Here is a 12,592-nt window from a genome sequence, read left to right on the forward strand (position 1 = left end):
ACCACATTTTCCATCCGTGGTATTCTATTACCATTTGATAGGGAAAGAAGGGGCTCGTATGACAAAACGCTTAGAAGAAATTGCTTTAGCCCATTTAGAAAAGGATAGAGAAAGTGGAATTCTTTGGTGGAATGGCTCCTGGATAACAGGAGATGCTATTTTGAATGCAGTACAGTTATGCAAAAAAAACCTGGAAGAAAAAGGATTTACAGCAGGAGATCGCCTTGTTGTTTTTCTTCCTAACTCACCCCTCGTCCTTTATCTTTCTCTAGCCGTATGGGTGCTTGGCGGAACGATCGTTCCATTAAACAGTCGCACGGGAAAAGATTCAGTTCTCGCTATGCTTGATCATATACGACCCTGGGGGGCTGTAACAGCAAGTGATACAGGTGTGATTGCCGAGGCCCTTGCCCTCTCTTCGTACCCTTGGACAGTTGCTTCCCTTGATGGGGTGATTCCTTCTCTTGAAGGCAAACATATTGAAAAGGGTGACTCTGACATTGCCGTAATTTTTGCCACATCAGGTACGACTGGCGATCCGAAAGCTGTTCCTCTTACCCATGCTAATCTTTATGACAATACATCGAAAGTCCAGACAACAATAGAAGGTTTTGAGCAGGGAAAGGTTTTATTAAACGTATTACCTAATTTCCACTCATTGGGATATACCATTTGTGGTTTGCTCCCTATATTATGGGGACTTAAAGAAGTTATTGTCTCTTCATTTATGCCTGTGCGTAACTTTTTCAATGCTCTTCGTGAATCTGAAACAAACGTTCTTATTGCAGTTCCATCCATGTTGCCTTTTCTTTTGGGGGCAGTCAGCAGAGGAGAAATTTTACCATCATCTCTCCAATATATACTGACAGGCGGTGGAGCTCTGGAACCAGAATTGGAACAACGTGTTCGCGATACCTTTGGCGTTATTATTTATCAAGGTTATGGGCTCACCGAGTGTTCTCCAGTGGTTTCGTGCAACCCTAACGACTCTATGAGAAAAGAAGGAACGGTAGGGCCGGCTCTGCCTGGTTACTCTCTCGATGTACGAGATGAAGAAGGGCATTCTCTTCCCAAAGGTTCGGAAGGTGTTCTTTGGGTTAAAGGACCATCAGTAACTTCGGGATACTTAAAAGCCCCAACTCTGACTGAACAACGTTTTTCCGATGGCTGGTTTAACACAGGAGACATGGTTAACCTTGATGAAGATGGTTTCATTACTATTCTCGACAGGGTGAGCGATATGCTTATCGTTAGTGGTTTCAATGTCTTTCCTCAGGAAATTGAGCGTGTTATCAAGCGTCATCCTGATGTGAAAGAAGCCGCTGTTATTGGAGAAAGGCACTCTGTAAGTGGTGAAATCCCGGTTGCTTTTGTTATTAGAGAGGAAAATAGCGGTCTTTCTTCTGCAGAACTTACTTCATTTTGTAAGGAACAATTGGCCTATTATAAAATTCCTCGAAAGATACGTTTTGTTCGAGAACTTCCACTTTCAAGTGTAGGTAAAGTCTTAAAGCGAAAATTGAGAGAACAACAAGAAGAATAATATAAAGAGGGAAAAGCAAAATGCCTTTCCCTCTTTATATGTCTCTTTATGAGTATTAAATACGAGCTACACCTGTTTTTCTGGCTGCCTCTGCGACAGCTTTGGCAACAGCCGGAGCAACGCGAGGATCGAGAGCTTCGGGAATAATTCTTTCAGCTGTGAGTTCATCATCAGAAATGAGCTCAGCGATAGCCTTACTGGCAGCAAGTTTCATCTCTTCGTTGATTGTGCTTGCGCGAACATCAAGAGTGCCTCTGAAAATGCCAGGGAAACCAAGACAGTTGTTGATCTGGTTCGGGAAATCGCTTCTCCCTGTAGCAATAACAGCAGCACCGCCAGCCTGAGCTTCATCAGGATAAATTTCAGGCGTAGGATTGGCCATAGCAAAGATAATGGCATCTTTGCCCATTGTCTTTACCATGTCAGTGGTGAGAACTCCAGGCGCGGATATGCCGAGAAATACGTCGGCTCCTTTCAAAACATCTGCAAGAGAACCTTTCTCTTTGTTGGGGTTGGTCTCTTTGGCGATCTCTTCCTTGGCCCAGTTCATATGCTCCGGACGGCCATCATAAATGGCGCCGCTACGGTCACACAAAATAACATTCACAGCCCCGGCAGAAAGAAGGAAACGACAAATAGCCATTCCCGCCGCTCCGGCACCACTCATAACAATTTTCACATCTTCTATCTTTTTCTTCACCAATCTAAAGGCATTGAGGAGACCGGCGAGAACGATAACGGCTGTTCCATGCTGATCATCGTGAAAAACGGGGATATCGCAGATCTCTTTTAAGCGTCGCTCAATCTCGAAACACCGAGGAGCAGAGATATCTTCAAGGTTGATGCCACCGAATGCTGGTGTAATAAGAGCTGTAGTCCGAACAATTTCGTCAGGGTCCTGTGATTTGATGCAGATAGGAAAGGCATCGACTCCGGCAAAACGTTTGAAAAGAACAGCTTTTCCCTCCATAACGGGCAATGCTGCTTCAGGTCCGATATCGCCGAGTCCGAGAACGGCAGAACCATCGGTAACGACGGCAACCATATTCCCTTTTGACGTAACGTCATAGACGGCTTCAGGATTCCTTTCTATTTCACGGCAAGGTTCGGCAACTCCTGGAGTATAGGCAATGGCCAGATCGGCCATGCTCTCTACGGGAAGCTTGCTCGTAATGGCAACTTTCCCTTTGGATTCCTGATGGGCAGATAGTGCTTTAGCGTAAATTTCCTCTTTGCGCATAAAAATCCTCCTCATTTATAATACATAATAGTTCTTGTTAAATTTGCAATAATGAATGTCTAAATTATCATACGGCGTGAAAAATTTCTTTATCCTGATATTCTACACGTCTTACCGTTCTTTCGTCAGAAAATATTTATAAAGAGGTGATATTGATGGTAAAAAGGCTCCTTCATCTGTTGTCTGTTTGTTGTGTTTGCTGTGTATTCTTTTTCTTGCCATTTGCTTCTTGGGCACAATCGTCAGAACAAACAGAAAAAATAGAGATTCCTGAATCGCTTCAAACTCCTAATACTCCATTGACATTTTTTATTGAGGAAGATGAGAGTTCTTTCCCTCAAGGTCTTCGTCAGAAGTTGACCTATTCGGCTAAGGGAACTCGCTCAGAAGCCAGACATAGTTTCCTCTACATAGAAGATAATCTTGTTCCTGATACTTTTACCTACGTGGAATATAAAAAATCTGCATGGTTTTTTGAAAGCCGGAATTATATGTGGGGAGATGACGGCTATTGGCCCACAGAAGCGCATAATGTGATTGAAAGTTCTCAAAAGTTTACAGAGGAGATGGAAAAACAAGGTTGGTATAAAGGGAATCAGATTTTACGGGGAACTCCTGATCATTGGGTATATGTTGAATGGAGAGGCGGCAGTGCGTTTATAGCTCCTGATAAAATTGAGTCCTTTTTAGAAAATTATAGTCTGCCCATTCTCCCCAGAGAAGGACAAGTAGAGATACGACGTTCTTGATAAAGAAAAGAAGACTCCGGTTCGGAGTCTGTTAAAGATAATAGCTATAAGTGATCATGATAGAATAGGCAATATCCATTCTACCTTTATTCAAGGGGGCACATATGTGACGTGGCTCAAGATAAGAAATAAGGTTTTTCTCATAAGCCTTTTCTTTCTGTTGCTTTTTTTGCCTTCCTCTGCTCAAGGACGGGATGAGATTATTTTCGAACATCTCTCCCTTGAGGAGGGACTCTCGCAAACGACAGTAAATACTATTCTAAAAGACCATAAAGGGTATCTCTGGTTTGGAACAAATGGTGGCTTAAATCGCTATGACGGGTATAGTTTCAGGGTTTACCGTCATGAACCTTTTTCTTCAAATAGTCTCTCGAACAATATGGTCACGTCTCTTTATGAAGATAAAAATGGTATTTTCTGGATAGGAACATTTGGAGGGGGTCTTAATAGATTTGATCCCTCTCGAGAAATTTTTCAATCATATAGATACTCGAAAGATGCTTCTTCTCCACCTGACGATCTCATTTCTCATGTAATAGGAGATAAAAAGGGGTATATCTGGGTTGGTACGTTTCAGAATGGTCTGGGGTGTTTTGACCCTGAAAGAGAGACGTGGAATATATACCTTGATGATGATTCTTCAGGATTTAGCGGAGAGGGAGTGTTAAACCTCTATGTTGATTCAAAGCATCAATTGTGGGTTGGTACCAATAAGGCACTGAACTTCCACACGAAACGAGATACGTTTATCCCATATTATGCTCATTCAAAAGAAGCCCTACCTGTTACTGCCATAACTGAGGGTAGAAAAGGCTTCTTATGGATTGGTACCGCTTCTGGAAAACTCTATCGATTCTACCCCCAAGAGGAAAAATTTGAAGAAGTTCCCCTAAAAGAGAAGGGAGAAGATGTTTCTATTCATGCCATTTCAGGCCTTTACGAAGATATCTTTGAAGATGTGTGGATAGCTACTGATGGCGGAGGTTTACTGCGTTTTGACCGTGCAACGGAAGAGGCCCTTGTCTATCGTCATGAGCAAAATAATCCCAGGGCTTTGCGGGACAATAAAATACTCTCTATACACGGAGACAGAAAAGATACAATCTTTCTGGGAGACCTCACTGGCATCGTCTGGTTGGGAACCCACTCCAAAGGCATTGAAAAATTTCATTTGAAACGTCCCTTTCAGAGATATAACGGTAAATCTTTTCTTCTTCGTGAAGTTGCAGGAGATAATGTCTATGCCATCTATAAAGAAGGGTACGATAATCTCTGGATAGGAACATTTGGAAATGGAGTGAAGCTTATTTCCAAGGAAGGTGAAACACAACATTTTCTATCAGATATAGATGATGAGCATAGTCTTGCGAGCAATAGGGTCTTTTCTATTTTTCAAGACAAAGCAGGCGACATATGGATAGGAACTGACAGAGGACTCTGTCGTTATAACAAGGTAGATAGCAATTTTACGACTTATGAAAATACTCTTTTCCCGTCTTCATTTGGGGGATCGAATAAGATCACGACACTTTTAGAAGATTTTAAAGGTACCTTTTGGGTAGGAACATCAGAAGGTCTCTATCGTTTCGTTAGAAAAGCAGGCCTTTTTGAAGCCATTCCCTGGTCAGCAGACGAAGCTTCGTATTTAAGAGAGGATATCATATCGTGTCTTTTTGAAGACAGCCGCCATAATTTATGGATAGGAACATCAAATAACGGCTTCTTTAGAATTAACCCCGTTGAAGGCAGAGTAGAACACTATGTAAATGATCCTCTTAATTCCAAGAGTCTTCCTGCCAATCGGATCTTCTCTATTTATGAAGATAGAGAGGGCGTTTTTTGGCTGGGCACAGATGTGGGGTTATGCCAATTCGACGAAACCAGCAAAAAATTTCTGCTCTTAACAAAAGAAGATGGATTTAGGGGAGATTCGATTCGAGGCATTTTGGAAGATAACTACCGCAACTTATGGATAAGTACGAACAATGGACTTTCTTGTTATGACATCAGAATGAATACGGTAAGAAACTACAATCTTGGGGATGGCCTTCAAGCAAAAGAGTTTAATGCCTCAGCGACCTTTAAGGATTCTTTTGGCCGAATGTATTTTGGTGGTATCAACGGATGTAACAGCTTTTTTTCAACAGATGTCTGGGAAAATTCTCATGTGCCGCCTATTGTTATTAATGAGGTTCTTGTAATGAACAAGCCAGTTCAGCCTTTTTGGGCTGCGGGAGGAAGACGACGGGTTATATTAAATTATAGCGATAAATTTCTTTCAATAGACTTTTCGGCTCTTGACTATACACACCCTGAGTCTAACCAATATCGCTACAAACTTGAAGGGCTAGATAGAGATTGGGTCAATGCTGGAAACAGGCACTTTGCTTATTATACTAACCTCCCTCCGGGGGAATATACTTTTCGAGTTGTAGGTTCAAATAATAATGGAGTGTGGAATCAGGATGGAACGGAACTCGACATTGAGGTAATCCCTCCTCTTTGGAAGACGCCTCTCGCTTATACTGGATATGGCTTTCTCCTTCTCGCTTTACTCTGGTTTATTCGAAAATATCTTATGAACAGGCAGGAAAAAGAGACGGAGCAGCGGCTACGTATTGTAACGGAACGAACAAATGAACAATTACGTTTTATAAATAAAAAACTTGAGGAAGCTCGAAATCATGAAGAAACATATCGAAATCAATTGCGAAGCCTCGCCTCTGCTCTTTCTATGGCCGAAGAAAAAGAGAGACGTAGAATAGCGGAAGTAGTTCACGATTCCATAGGTCAGAATTTAGCCTTAACAAAGATTCGACTGGCATTGCTTCAAGAGGGAATAAACGATGATTCTCAAAAAGACGAAGTGACGGCAATACTGTCTTCTCTTGAGGAATCTATCAAGAGCACTCGAACACTCACTTTCGAGTTAGGCTCCCCTATCTTATATCGTTTGGGATTTGCTGCATCAGTAGAGTGGCTTGCCGAAAAGATGCAGGAAAACTACAGTCTAAGTATCTTATATGAAAACCAGGGGTTACCAGAAGAAATGAGCGATGATTTAAAGGCATTTTTATTCAGGGCCCTTCATGAATTGTTGCTTAATGTTGCTAAACACTCTGGTGCTGATAAGGCGTATGTTAAAACGTCGTATTCTGGAAAGATGATTCGGATGACAGTCTGTGACGAAGGAAGAGGTTTTGATACGCATAATATAGATGAAGGAATAACCAATAAGCAGTCATTTGGGCTTTTTAGCTTGAGAGAACGACTCTGTTCTCTGGGAGGCTATATGATTATTAAGTCAAAGGAAAACAAAGGGGTACGAATCACCCTTTTTGTGCCGGCTGATTCCTTTAATGTATAGGGAGGTATCTTGCCATGGCAATACGGGTTTTACTTGCAGATGATCATCAGATTGTACGTGAAGGCTTGCGGCTTCTCTTAAGCAGACATCCTGAAATAGAAGTTATAGCTGAAGCCAAGGATGGTTCAGAGACAGTTGCTCTTGCGGAATCTTTACGCCCCGACATTGTTGTTATGGATATTAAAATGCCTGTAATGGACGGTATTGAGGCAACCGAAGAAATTCAAAAAAGGGCTTCAGGAACAAAGGTTGTTGCTTTGTCTATGTATGCTGATAGAAACTTTATTTCTGAGATGTTTAAAGCTGGCGCAAAAGGATTTTTATTGAAGGATTGTGCTTCCTCCGAGTTGGTTGAAGCTGTTAAAACAGTTTATAATGACCGGGTGTATCTTGGCCCGAGTGTATCAGACATCGTTGCAAAAATGTACATTCATTTTGTTCAGCAAGGTTCCTCTCCGAATGAAGAAAAATTGACAACGAGAGAGCGGGAAGTGTTGATGTATCTTGCAGAAGGCAAAACGAACAGAGAAATAGCCGATTTGCTTCATGTAAGCATTAAAACGGTAGGAACCCACAGACAGAACCTTATGCGAAAATTAGGGCTTGAAACTATAGCTGATCTGGTAAAATATGCTATTCGAAAGGGGCTCGTTTCTCCGAGTCAGCACTAGTTGTAGTTCTTAGGTACTATTGTCTGTTTCCTGTTTTGCTGAGAAAAATCAGCTTTTGTGAAAACGAAGCTTGTTTTTTTCAGTTCTTTTCCGATGGTTAGAGGGTAAGGCTGTACCTATTATTGGTAAATGCAGTACAATACAAAGGAGGGTGCAGTCGCATGCAGGAAAAGAAAAAAAAGCTAGGTCTTCTTCCACGTCTTATCATCGCTATTATTTTAGGTATTATAATCGGTTCTTTTATGCCTGAAGTGGTGATAAGGGTTTTAGCTACGTTTAATGGGATTTTTGGTAACTTTTTGGGCTTTGTTATTCCTCTTATCATTGTTGGATTTGTGGCTCCTGGTATTGGCGACTTGGGGAAGAGTGCCGGTAAAATTTTGTTAGTTACCGTGGTGCTTGCCTATGTTTCAACTCTTATAGCAGGTTCTTTAGCTTATGGAGTTGATTCAATCATTTTCCCCAATATCATAAAGGAGGGCAGTATGCTGGCATCGGCATCAAACCCTGGAGAAGCGCTTCTTGCTCCCTATTTCAAAGTTGAAATGCCGCCACTCATGGGGGTTATGAGTGCCTTGCTCATTGCCTTCACGTTGGGTATTGGTATGGCCGTTATTGATGGGAAACGTCTTAATGAAGTAATGCACGAGTTCCAGAATATTATAGAGAAGCTTATCAGTGCCATTATTATTCCTCTTCTTCCTGTACATATTTGCGGTATCTTTGCCAATATGACCCAGGCTGGTGAAGTTCAGATGTTAATGGCAGTTTTCCTCAAAGTGTATGTGGTTATTATCGCTCTTCACGTTGCTATTATTCTTTTACAGTATTTTGTGGCTGGTACAGTAGCAAAGACCAACCCGTTCAAAGCTATTAAAAACATGATTCCTGCCTATTTGACAGCTATCGGAACACAATCTTCCGCAGCTACAATTCCCGTGACGTTAAGACAGACGTTACAGAATAATGTGTCTCCACGTGTTGCGCAGTTTGTTATTCCTTTGTGTGCTACAATTCACCTTTCAGGAAGTACAATAACGTTAACGAGTTGCGCATTGGCCGTCATGATGCTTCATGGAATGCCCTTTTCCTTTGCGACAATGTTCCCCTTTATCATCATGCTTGGCGTAACAATGGTTGCCGCTCCTGGAGTACCGGGCGGTGCTGTTATGGCAGCTCTGGGGGTGCTTGAATCAATGCTTCACTTCAATCCCACTATGCTTTCGCTTATGATCGCACTCTATCTGGCACAGGATAGTTTTGGCACGGCATGTAATATCACAGGTGATGGAGCCATCGCTTTGATTGTAAATAAGATTGCAGGTAAAGAATCAACATCAACGTCGTCATCGTCATCAACTATGACGACGTCAACGTCGACGTCAACGTCAGGAGCATATACAGAATAAGGTATATTCAGGGACCTCTTCGGAGGTCCCTTCTTTTTGTTTTAGCAATTCATCATAATGAATTGTGAAGGAGGAATGAGTAGTGAAAAACATTTTAGTTACAGGGTGTTTGGGACAAATTGGAACAGAGTTAGTTAAAAAGTTACGTTCACAGTATGGAGCTGCTCATGTTGTAGGTTCAGACATTAAGACAGCAGGTGTGGAAAAACTCGGCGATGGCCCCTTCGAAATTCTTGACGTTCGAGAGAGCGATGCTCTTGCCAATCTTGTGGAAAAATATAATATAGATACCGTTATGCACTTGGCAGGTCTTCTTTCGGCTGTTGGAGAAATGAAACCTCAGCTTGCCTGGCAAATAAATGCAGGTGGACTTTTTAATACTTTGGAAATTGCAAGAGAAAAAGGGTGTTCTGTATTTTTCCCAAGTTCCATTGCGGCCTTTGGGCCTAATACCCCTCTTGATCACACGCCACAAGATACAATCCAGCGGCCAACAACTATGTATGGCATTACAAAAGTGGCGGGAGAACTTCTTTGTGATTACTATCATAAAAAATATAATCTCGATACACGAGGAGTGCGTTTCCCCGGCCTTATTTCTTATGAAACGGAACCAGGTGGAGGAACAACGGATTATGCGGTAGAAATTTACTATAAAGCTGTAACAGATAAACATTATGATTCTTTTATTGCGGCAGGCACCTATATGGACATGATGTATATGCCAGATGCCATTGATGCAGTAATACAGCTTATGGAAGCGGATTCATCACGACTGAAGCACCGTAATGCTTTTAATATTTCTGCTATGAGTTTTGACCCTGAAGAAATAGCTGCCTCTATCAGAAAGTTTATGCCCAATTTTACGTTTGGATATAATGTGGACCCTGTTCGTCAATCTATAGCCGAATCGTGGCCTAACTCTCTTGATGTGAGTGCGGCCCATGAAGAGTGGGGATTTAACCCTCTATATGATCTTGATAAGATGACGAAAGATATGTTGGTTCACTTAGAGGAGAAACTTCTTAAAAAAGCAAAATAAGAAAGAAGAGTAAAGACCGAGTTACATGTGACTCGTAAGAAGGGGGAAGGATGTATGACGGTACAAAAAGCTTTTATTACGGAAGAACTCGAAAGATTGAAGCGGGAAGGTTTATATACGAATATTCCTGTAATTTCCAGTCCCCAAGGAGCCTGGGTCGAAATGAACGGGAAGAAATATCTTTCTTGCTGCTCTAATAACTATTTGGGCTTTTGTAACGATTCGGCTCTTAAAGAAGCTGTAAAGAAATATGTTGATACATGGGGAGTTGGTCCGGGAGCAGTTCGGACAATAGCCGGAACATTAGCTCTTCATCTTGAACTTGAAAAGAAGTTGGCGGAATTTAAAGGAACCGAAGCGACAATGTTGCTTCAATCTGGCTTTTGCGCCAATCTCGCAGCTATTCCAACACTTGTTAATAAAAACGATCTTATTTTTAGCGACGAGTTGAATCACGCGTCTATTATTGATGGATGCCGTTTAAGCAGGGCAGAAATTGTACGCTTTAAACATGCGGATCCCAAAGACCTTGATGTTCAGCTGACGAAATATGATAAACATGATTGCCATAAGCTTGTTATTACAGATGGTGTCTTCTCTATGGACGGAGACATTGCTCCTCTGCCAGAACTTGTTGAAGTAGCAGAAAAACATGGTGCCATGATTATGGTTGATGATGCCCATGGAGAAGGAGTTCTTGGTCGAGGCGGACGAGGGATAGTTGATCATTTTAATCTTCACGGTCGAGTAGATGTAGAAGTCGGAACGCTCTCAAAGGCTTTTGGTGTTGTTGGAGGATTTGTAGCGGGTAATGCGGATGTTATTGACTATATGCGTCAAAAAGCTCGCCCCAATCTTTTCAGCAGCGCTATGACAGTTCCCGATCTTGCAGCAAATATGGCAGCTCTTGAAGAGCTCTCAAAGAGCGAAGATCGAGTGAAACGTCTGTGGGAGAATGGTCGCTATCTTAAAGAGGGCTTGAAGAATATGGGATTCGATATCGGACATAGCGAAACTCCGATTACCCCGGTTATTATTGGAGAAGCTCTTGATGCAAAGAAGTTTAGTGCCCGACTTTTTGAAGAGGGAATATTTGCCAGTGCCATTACGTTCCCCACGGTACCTATGGGAACAGCTCGTATTCGAGTGATGGTCTCGGCTGCACATACACGAGAAGATCTTGATTTTGCCCTTGAGAAATTTCAGCTTGTTGGGGAGGAAATGAAGATCATTTCATCATCAAGATAGGCGTAGAGTGAAAGGAGAGGTTTTGTATGTTTGAAAAAGCATGGGAAGAACTTACAAAGACAGATCAAGCGATAGCCGATGTTATAACTAGGGAAAGAGAACGTCAGGAGCATGGTATAGAGTTAATAGCTTCGGAAAATTTTGTGTCCCCTGCAGTTATGTGCGCAATGGGATCTGTGTTGACAAACAAGTACGCGGAAGGATACCCTGCACATCGCTATTATGGTGGATGCCACATTGTCGATGAAGCAGAAAATCTTGCTCGGGATCGTGCCAAAAAACTTTTTGGCTGCGACCATGTTAACGTTCAGCCTCACTCTGGTTCCCAGGCAAATATGGCAGTTTACTTCACATGTTTGCAGCCTGGAGATACCATATTGGCCATGAATTTGGCTCATGGTGGGCACTTGACCCACGGTTCACCTGTTAATTTCTCTGGAAAGCTTTATAACATCATTCCCTATGGAGTAAATAAAGAGACAGAAACAATAGATTTTGCAGAGGTAGAACGCCTTGCCCTTGAACATCATCCGAAGCTTATCGTTTGTGGCGCTAGTGCTTATCCTCGCGAAATAGATGCGGAAAAGTTTCGAGAGATAGCCGACAAAGTTGGCGCTCTTCTCATGTTTGATATTGCTCATATAGCAGGCCTGGTCGCTGCTGGCCTTCATAAAGACCCAGTTCCTTTCTGTGATTTTGTAACGACTACAACGCACAAAACTCTGCGTGGTCCCCGCGGTGGAATGATCATGTGCAGAGAGCAATACGCCAAGGATCTTGATAAGAGTATCTTCCCCGGAATGCAGGGTGGTCCTCTTATGCATATCATTGCGGCGAAGGCAGTGGCTTTTGAAGAAGCTCTTCGTCCTTCATTTAAAGAGTATCAGAAGAAAGTTATAGAGAATGCCGCAGTTTTAGCAGAAGAATTGAAACAGCATAATTTCCATCTTGTTTCAGGAGGAACAGATAATCATCTGATCCTCATCAATCTTACAAGTCGTGGAGTAACAGGTAAGGCGGTAGAGGCTGCTCTTGATAAGGCGGGTATCACTGCCAATAAGAATACTGTTCCCTTCGATACTCAAAGCCCCTTCATTACAAGTGGCGTCAGAATTGGAACGCCAGCTGTTACAACGCGAGGATTCGGTGTAGCAGAAATGAAACAGATTGCAAAATGGATAGATGATGTTGTAACAAACGTAGAAAACGAAAAGGTGTTGGAAAGAATTCGCTCAGAAGTCCTTGAGCTCTGTGGAAAATATCCCCTCTACGCAGGGCTATAAAAACGACACTCTTTTCTTTTTAAGGTCGGGATTTATTCCC

The 12,592-nt window shown here is 42.2% G+C and carries 9 protein-coding genes; 8 read left to right on the plus strand and 1 reads right to left on the minus strand.

Annotated features, from left to right (window positions below; genetic code table 11):
• Positions 1 to 58 precede the first annotated feature (58 nt).
• Complete coding sequence (locus tag RBH88_RS00305) at positions 59 to 1,543, plus strand: AMP-binding protein (RefSeq protein ID WP_213691391.1); 1,485 nt, start codon at positions 59 to 61, stop codon at positions 1,541 to 1,543.
• 55 nt (positions 1,544 to 1,598) lie between these two features.
• Here RBH88_RS00305 and RBH88_RS00310 read toward each other — a convergent pair whose 3' ends face one another.
• Positions 1,599 to 2,783: an NADP-dependent malic enzyme gene (locus tag RBH88_RS00310; protein ID WP_307879731.1), complete on the minus strand. Its 1,185-nt coding sequence runs from the start codon at positions 2,781 to 2,783 to the stop codon at positions 1,599 to 1,601.
• Between the two features lie 155 nt (positions 2,784 to 2,938).
• Here RBH88_RS00310 and RBH88_RS00315 point away from each other — a divergent pair, with 155 nt between their 5' ends.
• The 7 genes from RBH88_RS00315 (at position 2,939) to glyA (ending at position 12,552) form a co-directional block, all read left to right on the plus strand.
• A complete protein-coding gene (locus RBH88_RS00315; protein ID WP_213695198.1) occupies positions 2,939 to 3,532 on the plus strand; it encodes a hypothetical protein in 594 nt (197 codons plus the stop codon).
• Positions 3,533 to 3,638: 106 nt separating this feature from the next.
• Complete coding sequence (locus RBH88_RS00320) at positions 3,639 to 6,899, plus strand: sensor histidine kinase (protein WP_307879732.1); 3,261 nt, start codon at positions 3,639 to 3,641, stop codon at positions 6,897 to 6,899.
• Positions 6,900 to 6,913: 14 nt separating this feature from the next.
• A complete protein-coding gene (locus RBH88_RS00325) occupies positions 6,914 to 7,570 on the plus strand; it encodes a response regulator transcription factor (RefSeq protein ID WP_307879733.1) in 657 nt (218 codons plus the stop codon).
• A 161-nt stretch (positions 7,571 to 7,731) separates the two neighbouring features.
• Positions 7,732 to 8,979: a dicarboxylate/amino acid:cation symporter gene (locus RBH88_RS00330; protein WP_213691691.1), complete on the plus strand. Its 1,248-nt coding sequence runs from the start codon at positions 7,732 to 7,734 to the stop codon at positions 8,977 to 8,979.
• Positions 8,980 to 9,061: 82 nt separating this feature from the next.
• Entirely contained in the window at positions 9,062 to 10,021 is a 960-nt protein-coding gene (locus RBH88_RS00335; protein WP_213695196.1) for an L-threonine 3-dehydrogenase, read from the plus strand.
• Between the two features lie 54 nt (positions 10,022 to 10,075).
• Entirely contained in the window at positions 10,076 to 11,269 is a 1,194-nt protein-coding gene (locus tag RBH88_RS00340; protein WP_213691693.1) for a glycine C-acetyltransferase, read from the plus strand.
• A 26-nt stretch (positions 11,270 to 11,295) separates the two neighbouring features.
• On the plus strand, positions 11,296 to 12,552 hold the full coding sequence (gene glyA, locus RBH88_RS00345; protein WP_213691694.1) for a serine hydroxymethyltransferase: 1,257 nt from the start codon (positions 11,296 to 11,298) through the stop codon (positions 12,550 to 12,552).
• The last annotated feature ends 40 nt before the right edge of the window (positions 12,553 to 12,592 follow it).

Origin of the sequence: Aminobacterium sp. MB27-C1, assembly GCF_030908405.1 — a bacterium.
GTDB lineage: Bacteria > Synergistota > Synergistia > Synergistales > Aminobacteriaceae > Aminobacterium.

What these genes read in the sequence shown, in the direction of transcription:
- RBH88_RS00325 (WP_307879733.1), top strand. Translation starts at nt 6,914, where the DNA reads ATGGCAATACGGGTTTTACTTGCAGATGATCATCAGATTGTACGTGAA.
- RBH88_RS00305 (WP_213691391.1), top strand. Translation starts at nt 59, where the DNA reads ATGACAAAACGCTTAGAAGAAATTGCTTTAGCCCATTTAGAAAAGGAT.
- glyA (WP_213691694.1), top strand. Translation starts at nt 11,296, where the DNA reads ATGTTTGAAAAAGCATGGGAAGAACTTACAAAGACAGATCAAGCGATA.
- RBH88_RS00340 (WP_213691693.1), top strand. Translation starts at nt 10,076, where the DNA reads ATGACGGTACAAAAAGCTTTTATTACGGAAGAACTCGAAAGATTGAAG.
- RBH88_RS00315 (WP_213695198.1), top strand. Translation starts at nt 2,939, where the DNA reads ATGGTAAAAAGGCTCCTTCATCTGTTGTCTGTTTGTTGTGTTTGCTGT.
- RBH88_RS00310 (WP_307879731.1), bottom strand. Translation starts at nt 2,783, where the DNA reads ATGCGCAAAGAGGAAATTTACGCTAAAGCACTATCTGCCCATCAGGAA.
- RBH88_RS00330 (WP_213691691.1), top strand. Translation starts at nt 7,732, where the DNA reads ATGCAGGAAAAGAAAAAAAAGCTAGGTCTTCTTCCACGTCTTATCATC.